Consider the following 9,779-nt stretch of genomic DNA (forward strand, 5'->3'; position numbering starts at 1 on the left):
CCGGGCCGGGTCCGGGTCGGGCCGGGGGTCGGTCCCGGTGACCGAGTCGGTCGGATGGGCGCGGGCCAGCGCCAGGGCGTGCGACAACCGCTGCGCCGATGCAGGGTCCCGTCCGCCCAGCTCCGCGACGATCGCGGCTGTCACCGTGTGGCGGCGTTCCAGGGCGCCGATCAGTGCGGCTCGGGCGAGATCCGTCCGGATGTGGAGCCTGTCGAGACGATGTGCGGTGAGGTAGGCGGCGAGCAGGGCGGTCACCGCCAGGATGACCAGTGCGACGACGACGAGGATCACTTCAGCGGACACGAATGGTCTCCCCCGGTCCACGGACGGTCTCGTACACGCGGATCACCCGCTCCGCCACGACCGGCCAGTCGAACTCCCGGACCGCCTCGGAGGCGCGCGCGCAGAGATCGGCTCTGTGTCCGTCGTCGCCGAGCACGCGGACGAGGGCGGCGGCCAGGCCACCGGGGTCCCCCACCGGTGCGAGTTCACCACAGTCCCCGTCTCCCAGGACCCGGCGGAACGCGTCGAGATCGGAGGCCACCACGGCCGTCCCGGCCGCCATCGCCTCCACCAGGACGATGCCGAAACTCTCCCCACCCGTGTTGGGTGCGCAGTAGACGTCCGCGGCCGCGAGCACCGCGGCCTTGCGGGTGTCGTCGACCCGACCGAGGAAGTCCACGTCGAGGCCCGACGGCAACCGGTCCCGCAGTGCCCGCTCGTCGCCGTCCCCCATGATCCGTAACCGGAGGTCGGGCACGGCCTCCAGCACGGCCGGGAGTGCGGAGACCAGAACGTCCATACCCTTGCGCGGTTCGTCGTAACGCCCGAGGAAGGCCACGGTGGGTGAACCGGATCGCTCGGCCGTCGCGTCGACCCCGCGGAACGCGCCGACGTCCACGCCGTTGGGGATCTCCACCGCGCCGGACCCGAGGGCCTCCATCTGCCATCGCCGGGCGAGGGTCGACACCGCGATCCGACCGCGGATCTTCTCCAGGAGCGGTGCGAGGGCGCCGTCCGCGGCACCGAGGATCATCGAGCCGGAGGTGGATGTGTGGAAGGTGGCCGTGATGGGTCCCGAGGACATGGCCAGGGCGAACATCCCGACTCCCGGCGCGTTGGGTTCGTGGATGTGCAACACGTCCAGCGGATCGCTGCGCAACCAGTGACGGGTGGTCCGCCAGGCCGCGGGTCCGAAGCTCAACCGGGCCACGGACCCGTTGTACGGGATCGGGACCCCCGGGCCGGTCAGCGTCATCCCGGAGACCGGTGCGTTCTCGGGGCGGCCGGGGGCGAGCACCCGGACCGAGTGGCCGCGCCGACGCAACTCCTCGGTCAGATCCACCACATGGGCCTGGACGCCGCCCGGCGCATCGAAGGAGTAGGGGCAGATCATGCCGATGCGCACGAGTCGATCAGCCCTCGATCCGCGCGCGACGGTCGGCGGACAGGTCGGCCAGCCACAGGGGTTGGAGCATGTGCCAGTCCGCCGGGTGACGGGCGATCCCCTCGGCGAAGAGGTCGGCCATCGCCTGCACGGCCGCCTCCACTCCGCCGGAGACGTCGATGGGCGGGGTGATCCGCACCCGCATCGTCTCCTCGTCGGAATACCAGAACTGCGCCACGAGGAACGGCGCGCCGGTCTCCACGGCGAGCCTGGCAGCCCCTGCGGGCATCCGGGTGGTCTCACCGAAGAAGGTCACCGGGACGCCGGTCCGACGCAGGTCCCGTTCGCCGGGCAGGCACACGATGCCGCCCCCGCGGAGGAACTCGCGGAGTGCCTCGAGCGGCGGCGTGGCGCCACCGGTGTGCGGATAGATGGTGAATCCCAGGCTCTCCCGGTACTCGAGGAAGCGCTGATAGAGGGATTCCGGCTGCAACCTCTCGGCGACCGTGGCGAAGGTGCCGTACCGCCGCGCCAGCCATGTCCCGCCGAGATCCCAGTTGGCCGAGTGCGGGAGGGCCACGATCACCCCGCGTCCCCGGGCCAGGGCCGCGTCGAGGTGGTCGACGCCCTCGATGGTCCGGTCCATCTCCCTGGCCACGGCCTCGCGGTCCATCGAGGGCAGACGGAACGCCTCCCGCCAATAGCGCGCGTAGGAACGGAAGGAGTCTCGGACGAGGTCGTCGGGGACCTCCGCGGGGGCGACCCCGAGGACCCGGGACAGGTTCTTGCGGAGCTGGGAGTCCTCCCCTTGACGTCGGGCGGCGACGTCGGCTCCGGTCCGGAACAGGGCCCGTGCCACCGGTTCGGGGAGCGCGCGCACCAGAGCCCACCCCGCGGCGTACCCGAGGTCCGAGGCCCGCTGGCCCAGCCGGGTCATCGGTCGCCCGCCGTCGGTGACCCGAGACGGTCGAGCCGCCCGAGGTGGTCGGCCCGTCCGCCCCACACCCTCTGGAGGACCGTGATGAGACTGCCCACCGCGACCACCGTGATCGCGATCTCGAGGGCCCAGGGGACGCCGAGACCCTCCAGGCCGGCACCGAGCAGGATCAGGACGAGGCGGTCGGCGCGTTCCATCAGACCGCCGGGCGTGCGCAGACCCCCGGCGTCCGCGCGGGCCTTGGAGTAGGACACGACCTGGGAGAGCACGAGGCACGCCAGCAGCATGCCGAGCGCGTACCTGTTGTCCGGTTCGGCGTCCACCAGCCACCACAGCAGGGACGCGAGGATCACACCGTCGGCCACCCGGTCCGACACCGCGTCGACCAGCGCGCCGTAGGGGGACCCGCCGTGACCCGCCCGGGCGACCGCCCCGTCGACCAGGTCGAGCAGGGTGCACAGGGCGATCACGATCGCCCCTGCCACCAGGTGGCCGTTGCCGAAGAGCGCGACCGCCGCCGCACAGGTCAGCACCAGCCCGGCCAGGGTGATGCCGTTCGCGGTGACCCCGATCCGGACCAGGAACGTCGCGAAGGGGTGTGCCACCTTGGTGACACCCGACCTTCCGAACTCGCTCAGCATCTGTTCCCCCGCAATCAGGTGTGGTCGGGCCCGGGCACGGTCGACCACGCCTCGGCCAGCAGTTGTCGGGTCTGACGGAGCAACTGGGGCAGCACCTTGGTTCCGCCGGTCACCGTAATGAAGTTGGCGTCGCCGATCCAGCGCGGCACGACGTGTTGGTGCAGATGATCCGACAGCGAACCCCCCGCGGCGCTGCCCAGGTTGAGCCCCACGTTGAACGAATCCGGTCGGGACACGGCCTTGACGACCCGGATCAACTGCTGGGTGTACGACATCAGCTCACGCGCCTCGTCGTCGTCGAGATCCTCCAGGTCGGCCACCTTGCGGTACGGCACCACCATGGCGTGCCCGGGGTTGTACGGGTACAGGTTGAGTACCACGTAGACATGGGCGCCACGGGCGACCATCAGGCCGTCCTCGTCGCTCATCCGGGGGATGTCGAGGAAGGGCTCCCCGGTCATACCCTCGGCGGGCTCGGGCGTCGACTCGGCGATGTACGACATCCGGTACGGGGTCCACAGCAGCTGCAGGCGATCCTCCCCCACCCCGTACTGGCGGTACCCGTCCGTCGGGGTCGGTTCCCGGGGCGTCACACCCGCTCCGCCGTGGGCACGTCGTTGCGCCGCGAGTTGATCCAGTAGACGATCTTGTCCATCGCGGCGTTCCGGGAGACCCCGTTGAGCTGGGTGCCGTCGGGGAACCGGAAGCTCACCGCGCCCGCCTCGACGTCCCGGTCGCCGGCCAGCAGCATGAACGGGACCTTGCCGGTCGTGTGGTTGCGGATCTTCTTCTGCATGCGCTCGTCCGCGAGATCGAGTTCGGCGCGGATCCCGCGGCCGCGGAGTTCGTCGATCACGTCCTCGAGGTGCTTCTCGTGGGCCTCGGCCACCGGGATCCCCACCACCTGCACGGGCGCGAGCCACGCCGGGAACATCCCCGCGTAGTGCTCGAGCAGGACGGCGAAGAACCGTTCGATGGACCCGAAGAGCGCGCGGTGGATCATCACCGGGCGCTTCTTGGTGCCGTCCGCGGCGTTGTAGGTGAGGTCGAACAACTCGGGGAGGTTGAAGTCGAGCTGCACCGTGGACATCTGCCAGGTCCGGCCGATCGCATCGCGCGCCTGGACCGAGATCTTGGGTCCGTAGAAGGCCGCCCCGCCCGGGTCCGGGACCAGCTCGAGACCCGAGTTGGTGGCGACCCGTTCGAGCGTCTCGGTGGCGCGCTCCCAGATCTCGTCACCGCCGACGTACTTCTCGGGGTCCTTGGTCGACAGCTCGAGGTAGAAGTCCTCGAGGCCGTAGTCGCGCAGCAGCGAGATGATGAAGGACAGCACGGAGGCGATCTCGCCCTCCATCTGGTCCTCGGTGCAGTAGATGTGGGCATCGTCCTGGGTGAAACCGCGCGCGCGGGTGAGCCCGTGGATCACGCCCGACTTCTCGTACCGGTAGACCGTGCCGAACTCGAACATCCGCAGCGGCAGTTCGCGGTAGGAGCGGCCGCGGGAGTCGAAGACCAGGTTGTGCATGGGGCAGTTCATGGGCTTGACGTAGTAGTCCTGCCCCGGCTTGGTCTCCCTGCCGTCGGCGTCGTACTCCGCGTCTAGAACCATGGGAGGGAACATCCCCTCCGAGTACCAGCTCAGGTGCTGGGACTTCCGGAAGAGATCGCCCTTGGTCACGTGCGGGGTGTTGACCAGCGAGTACCCGGCGGACAGGTGTCGCTTGAGGGAGTGCTGTTCCATCTCGTTGCGGATGATCCCGCCACGGGGGTGGAAGACCGGAAAGCCGGAGCCGATCTCGTCCGGGAAACTGAACAGGTCGAGCTCCGTGCCCAACCGGCGGTGGTCCCGTTTCTCCGCCTCGGCGAGGCGATCGAGGTAGGCGTCCATCGCCTCCGTGCTCTCCCACGCCGTGCCATAGACGCGCTGAAGACCGGCGTTCTTCTGATCCCCGCGCCAGTACGCAGCGGAGGAGCGGGTGAGGGTGAACGCGGGGATGAACTTGGTGGTGGGTGTGTGGGGGCCCCGGCACAGATCCGACCAGACCACCTCGCCCGTGCGCGGGTTGAGATTGTCGTACGCGGTCAGTGCGCCGGCCCCGACCTCCATGATCTCCGCGTCCTCGAGGGCCTCGGCGCCCCCGGCGTCGCCGGAGTCCGCCCGGCCCTTGTCCTCGACCAGCTCGAGCTTGTACGGCTCGCCGGCGAGCTCGGCGCGTGCCTCGTCCAGAGAGGCGTACTCGCGCCGGGCGAAACGCTGGCCCGACTTGATGATCTTCTTCATCCGCTTCTCGAGGTCCTTGAGGTCCTCGGGAGTGAACGGCTCGGCCACGTCGAAGTCGTAGTAGAAGCCGTTCTCGATCGGCGGGCCGATCCCCAGCTTGGCCTCGGGGAACTTGTCCTGGACGGCCTGCGCCAACACATGTGCACAGGAGTGCCTGATGACGGACCTGCCGTCCTCGGTGTCCGCGCGGACGAGTTCGACCTCGGTGTCCGCCTCTGGCGCCCACGACAGGTCGCGCAGCGCGCCACCGGGGTCGCGCACCACCACGACGGTCTCGGGGCCGCTCTTCGACTGCAACTCCCGCTCGGCGAGGATCTTGCCCGCTGGCTCTCCCGCCGGAATGACGGTGGTGGTCACGGTGCCCGCACCCGTTGCGTCGACGTCGGCTTCCGGCATGCGGTTCTCGGACACGGGGGGCGATCTCCTCGGCAGTGGATGACGGGTGACCGTGGGTCACCCGTGACGGCGCACCAGCTCCGGTGACGGACCTGGGCCGGTTCATGCTACCCGGCGCCTCGCGGAATCCCGGACCGCCTCGGGCCGTTGTACCCGCCATGCGCATAGACATCTGGTCCGACGTCGTCTGCCCCTTCTGCTGGATCGGCAAACGCCATCTGGAGTCCGCACTGGAGGTCTTCCGGGCAGACCACCCCGACACGGACGTCGAGGTGGTCTGGCGGGCCTTCGAACTCGACCCCGCAGCGCCGCGGCACGGCGGGAGCGGCGACGACGAGTCCAGCGCACAGATGCTCTCGCGCAAGTACGGCATGCCGCAGGCGGAGGCGGAGGCCACGCAGGAACAGATGGCGGGACGGTTCCGGGAACTCGGATTGGAGTTCGACTGGCGGTCCGCCACGATCTCCTCGACCTTCGACGCCCACCAGCTGGCGGCACTGGCCGCAGACCACGAGAAGGCGGACGAGATCGACGAGGCGTTGCGCCGCGCCCACTTCACCGACGGCGAGCGCCTCTCGGATCCGGCGGTCCTCAGGCGCATCGGTGTCGAGGCCGGGCTGCCCGCCGACGCGGTCGACCAGATGCTGTCCGGGACGGGTTCGGCGAGCGCGTCCGTGAAGACGTGGAGGCCGCCCGTGGGATCGGGGTGCAGGGAGTGCCGTTCTTCGTCTTCGACGGCAGGCTCGCCGTGAGCGGTGCACAGCCCGTCGAGGTGTTCGGCCAGGCCCTGGAGCAGGCTGTCGCCGGACGGCAGGACTGACTCGGCGCACCGGCTGGCCCGGATACGAACGCAGCCCCCGTCTCCCGGTCACCGGGGCGGAGGCTGCGTGTGCGGTGTGGTCCTAACTGGGTTCGAACCAGTGACCTCTCCGGTGTGAACGGAGCGCTCTTCCGCTGAGCTATAGGACCGCGCGTGGCCCGATCTCTCGATCGGCACCGGAACACTGTAGCAAGCCGGACCCGCGGCCCCAATTCGGGGTCGGCGAGGCGCCGGAGCCGTGTCGGTGCCGTGCCGGTACCGTGCCGACACGCGTCCGGAGGGCCGGTGCGCGCTGGGCCGCAGAACCCCGGATCAGGGCGTCCGTGCAGGTGGAACCCGGTTTCCGGCCCCCGATTTGTGTTCCAAGTTCGGCGTCGGCTAATGTTCATTCTCGCAACGCGGTGAGCAACAGCGAGCCGGGGAGCAGTGCGGATGTGGCGCAGCTGGTAGCGCATCACCTTGCCAAGGTGAGGGTCGCGGGTTCGAATCCCGTCATCCGCTCGGAGGGATCGAGGAGCCAGGAGTCCTCACCGGGCTCGATACCTTTTCGGTGGAGTGGCCGAGTGGTGAGGCAGCGGCCTGCAAAGCCGTCAACACGGGTTCGATTCCCGTCTCCACCTCCACGCCGGAGAGATCCGGTCGGTGAATCCCGCGCGATTAGCTCAGCGGGAGAGCGCTTCCCTGACACGGAAGAGGTCACTGGTTCAATCCCAGTATCGCGCACCACGACACACGCCCCGGCTGACCGCCGGGGCGTCGTGCATTTCGGCGGGATCGCTCCCTGTTCGGTACGTGCCCGTGCTCGCCGCGTGATGAGGATCACTCATCATCGGGGTATGTCCACTGCGCACAGACTGCCCCACACGGCGACGGTCGACTCGATTTCCCTGGAGGACGTCCGGGGGCGGGTCGTCGACCTCCGGCACACCACGGGCATCCTCGTCGACCTGCGCCGCACGGCCACGGACACCTACGAGGTCACTATGGTCCTCGGAGGCGGAGACGACTCGGAACGGCTGGTGATGTCAGGGGTGGGTGGGACCGAGAACCTGCACCTGCATTCCTGATCCCCGCGCCCCGCTAGTCTCACGGGGTGATCGCCAGCGTCGAACCCACCGTCGAACCCGCAGTCGCGGCAGATCTCGGCCCGATTGCCGCGCTGGCAGCCCGGACGTTCCCGCTGGCGTGTCCCCCGGATCTCCCCCGGGACTCGATCGACGCCTTCATCGCCCGGCATCTCTCCACCGGCGCGCTGAGTGTCCATCTGGTCACCCCCGGGCACGAACTCCTCGCGGCCAGGACGCCGGGTGGGCGACTCGCCGCATACGCCCTCCTCGTGGACGGGATCGAGATGGACCCGGCCTGCGCCGATCAGATCCTCCACCGACCCACCGTCGGGATCAGCAAGCTGTACGTCGACCCCGGCCACCACGGTTCGGGCATCGCGGCCCTGGTTCTCGACGACGTCGTCCGGAGGTGTGCCGGGAGGGGCGCGCGAAGTCTGTGGCTCGCCACCAACGTGGCCAACACCAGGGCACGCCGGTTCTACGCCAGGCAGGGGTTCGCCGAACGGGGAACGCGCACGTTCGACGTGGGCGGCGTGTCCAACACCGACGTCGTCTACGAGAGGGAGCTCGGTGGGAGGGCCCCGGGTCAGGACTGAGCGTTCAGCCGCCGACCGTCTCGAAACGCGACAGCGCGAGGAGCCGGGACGTGGCCCGCAGGTACTTCTTCCGGTAGCCGCCGGCGATCATCTCCTCGGTGAAGATCGCGTCGAGCTTCTCCCCCGAGTTACGGACGGGGATCCCGGCGTCGTACAGGCGGTCCGCCAGGACGACCAGACGCAGGGCGATGGCCTGGTCCGGCAACGGAGCGACGTCGCGCAGGCACACCCTGGTCACCCCGTCGACGAGGCGGTTGTACTTGGACGGGTGGAGGGTGGCCAGGTGCCCGCACAGCGCGTCGAAGTCGTCCAGCGTCGCCCCGGGGTCCGCGCCGGCGTCCGCCTCGAGCTCCGCCTCGGACATGGGGTCCGGCGCCGGAGGAAGATTGCGGTGACGGTAGTCGGGGCCGTCGACTCGGATCGACTCGAAGATCCCCGACATCTTGCGGATCTCGCGCATGAAGTCCTTGGCCGCGAACCGCCCCTCGCCGAGCTGCTCGGGAAGGGTGTTGGAGGTGGCGGCCACGCTGACGCCCGCCGTGGTGAGCTCCGCGAGCAGCCGGGACACCAGCATGGTGTCACCCGGGTCGTCCAGCTCGAACTCGTCGATGCACAGCACCGAGTGACCGGACAGCTCCTCGACCGCACGGTTGAACCCGAGGGCACCCACCACGTGGGTCAGTTCGACGAACGTGCCGAACGCCTTGGGCTCGGGACAGGTGTGGTAGATCGAGGTCAACAGGTGGGTCTTGCCCACACCGAACCCGCCGTCGAGATAGATCCCCGCCCCCTCCACCGACTTGGGTCGACGCCCGAACAGTCCCTTCTTGGGGGAACGACGGGTCACGACGCCCTCGGCGAACTCCCGACACGCCTTGACCGCGGCGGCCTGGGAGGGCTCGGCGGGGTCCGGGATGTAGGACTCGAAACTCACGTCATCGAACATCGACGGCGGGACCATCTGTGCCACGAGTTGGTCGGCGGGGACCACCGGGGTGACGTCAACGAGGCGAGAGACCATGCGATGAGCCTATCGTGGGGCGACAGGCGTCAGAACGGAAGGAGCCCCAGGTGCTGTCGACCCGACCCCCCGCCCTCGACGACGACCCGGCTTCGCTCGACGCGATCTGGACCGCCCTCCAGCCGGACCAGCCCACGGGCGCCCCGATGATCCGTGCCGTCATGATCTCCTCCATCGACGGGACCACCACCGTCGACGGCCGGAGCGGGGGCCTGGGAACGCCCACCGACCGCCTGGTCTACGACGCCATGCGGGCCCGCGCCGACCTCGTCCTGGTGGGGTCCGGGACGGCGTTGGCCGAACGCTACGGTCCCGCCGTGGTGAGCCCGGTCTGGACGGACCGGCGCACCGGACCCGCGCCCACCGTCCTCGTCCTCACCAGGTCGCTACCCGATCGGCTGATCGACCTCTGCGCCGGCACCGACGACCGGGTCCGGATCGCCGCGGCACACGAGGTGGGTCGTCAGCGCATCGAGGCCGCGCGGGCGCGGGGCGTGAGAGTGCACGTGCTCGACCCGGGGCCGACCGGCGCCGCGGTGCGCGCGCTGGCGTCCCGCCTCCACGCCCGCGAGGTGGATTTCGAGGGCGGCCCTCGCCTCCTCGGGACGCTGCTCTCGGAGGGGGCGGTGGACG

Annotated in this window: 11 protein-coding genes, 4 tRNA genes and 1 pseudogene; 8 read left to right on the top strand and 8 right to left on the bottom strand. The window is 69.8% G+C overall.

Features of this window, described 5'->3' with window-relative positions:
- The 6 genes and pseudogenes from G6028_RS10595 to thrS form a co-directional block, all read right to left on the bottom strand.
- A pseudogene (locus G6028_RS10595) lies at positions 1-303 on the bottom strand (NUDIX hydrolase); the annotation flags it as partial.
- Complete coding sequence (locus G6028_RS10600) at positions 293-1,408, bottom strand: glycosyltransferase family 4 protein (protein WP_182610600.1); 1,116 nt, start codon at positions 1,406-1,408, stop codon at positions 293-295. The gene G6028_RS10600 and the pseudogene G6028_RS10595, both read right to left, overlap by 11 nt.
- Positions 1,409-1,415: 7 nt before the next feature.
- On the bottom strand, positions 1,416-2,324 hold the full coding sequence (locus tag G6028_RS10605; RefSeq protein ID WP_179525385.1) for a phosphatidylinositol mannoside acyltransferase: 909 nt from the start codon (positions 2,322-2,324) through the stop codon (positions 1,416-1,418).
- Positions 2,321-2,965: a phosphatidylinositol phosphate synthase gene (pgsA, locus tag G6028_RS10610; protein ID WP_182658824.1), complete on the bottom strand. Its 645-nt coding sequence runs from the start codon at positions 2,963-2,965 to the stop codon at positions 2,321-2,323. Before pgsA ends, G6028_RS10605 begins: the two co-directional genes overlap by 4 nt.
- A gap of 14 nt (positions 2,966-2,979) precedes the next feature.
- Entirely contained in the window at positions 2,980-3,558 is a 579-nt protein-coding gene (locus G6028_RS10615) for an ATP adenylyltransferase (protein WP_182610602.1), read from the bottom strand.
- Positions 3,555-5,642, bottom strand: coding sequence for a threonine--tRNA ligase (gene thrS / locus G6028_RS10620; RefSeq protein ID WP_182639283.1), 2,088 nt, complete (start codon positions 5,640-5,642; stop codon positions 3,555-3,557). Before thrS ends, G6028_RS10615 begins: the two co-directional genes overlap by 4 nt.
- Positions 5,643-5,800: 158 nt before the next feature.
- Between thrS and G6028_RS10625 the strand changes: the two genes are divergently transcribed.
- Both G6028_RS10625 and G6028_RS17920 read left to right on the top strand, forming a co-directional pair.
- A complete protein-coding gene (locus G6028_RS10625) occupies positions 5,801-6,394 on the top strand; it encodes a DsbA family oxidoreductase (protein ID WP_277817598.1) in 594 nt (197 codons plus the stop codon).
- The gene (locus G6028_RS17920; RefSeq protein WP_338404199.1) at positions 6,358-6,462 is read left to right on the top strand and encodes a hypothetical protein; all 105 of its coding nucleotides are present in this window, start codon (positions 6,358-6,360) and stop codon (positions 6,460-6,462) included. The genes G6028_RS10625 and G6028_RS17920 overlap by 37 nt, the downstream gene beginning before the upstream one ends.
- A gap of 77 nt (positions 6,463-6,539) precedes the next feature.
- On the opposite strand, the gene G6028_RS10630 is transcribed toward G6028_RS17920, so the two are convergent.
- A tRNA-Val gene (locus G6028_RS10630) sits at positions 6,540-6,611 on the bottom strand.
- Between the two features lie 279 nt (positions 6,612-6,890).
- Here G6028_RS10630 and G6028_RS10635 point away from each other — a divergent pair.
- From G6028_RS10635 to G6028_RS10655, 5 genes are all read left to right on the top strand, one after another.
- Positions 6,891-6,963, top strand: a tRNA-Gly gene (locus tag G6028_RS10635).
- A 48-nt stretch (positions 6,964-7,011) separates the two neighbouring features.
- Positions 7,012-7,085, top strand: a tRNA-Cys gene (locus G6028_RS10640).
- Between the two features lie 28 nt (positions 7,086-7,113).
- Positions 7,114-7,188, top strand: a tRNA-Val gene (locus G6028_RS10645).
- 110 nt (positions 7,189-7,298) lie between these two features.
- The gene (locus G6028_RS10650; protein WP_179525389.1) at positions 7,299-7,529 is read left to right on the top strand and encodes a hypothetical protein; all 231 of its coding nucleotides are present in this window, start codon (positions 7,299-7,301) and stop codon (positions 7,527-7,529) included.
- Between the two features lie 26 nt (positions 7,530-7,555).
- Positions 7,556-8,125, top strand: a complete 570-nt coding sequence (locus G6028_RS10655; RefSeq protein WP_338404200.1) for a GNAT family N-acetyltransferase — start codon at positions 7,556-7,558, stop codon at positions 8,123-8,125.
- Positions 8,126-8,129: 4 nt separating this feature from the next.
- Here the strand turns inward: G6028_RS10655 and zapE are convergent, their stop codons facing one another.
- Positions 8,130-9,146 carry a cell division protein ZapE gene (zapE, locus tag G6028_RS10660; RefSeq protein WP_179525390.1) on the bottom strand — a complete coding sequence of 339 codons (1,017 nt, stop codon included), beginning with the start codon at positions 9,144-9,146 and terminating at the stop codon, positions 8,130-8,132.
- A 50-nt stretch (positions 9,147-9,196) separates the two neighbouring features.
- Here zapE and G6028_RS10665 point away from each other — a divergent pair.
- The coding region (locus G6028_RS10665; RefSeq protein ID WP_182658825.1) for a dihydrofolate reductase family protein at positions 9,197-9,779 on the top strand (583 nt) is incomplete at its 3' end.

The organism is Dietzia cercidiphylli (genome assembly GCF_014145145.1).
Taxonomy (GTDB): domain Bacteria; phylum Actinomycetota; class Actinomycetes; order Mycobacteriales; family Mycobacteriaceae; genus Dietzia; species Dietzia natronolimnaea.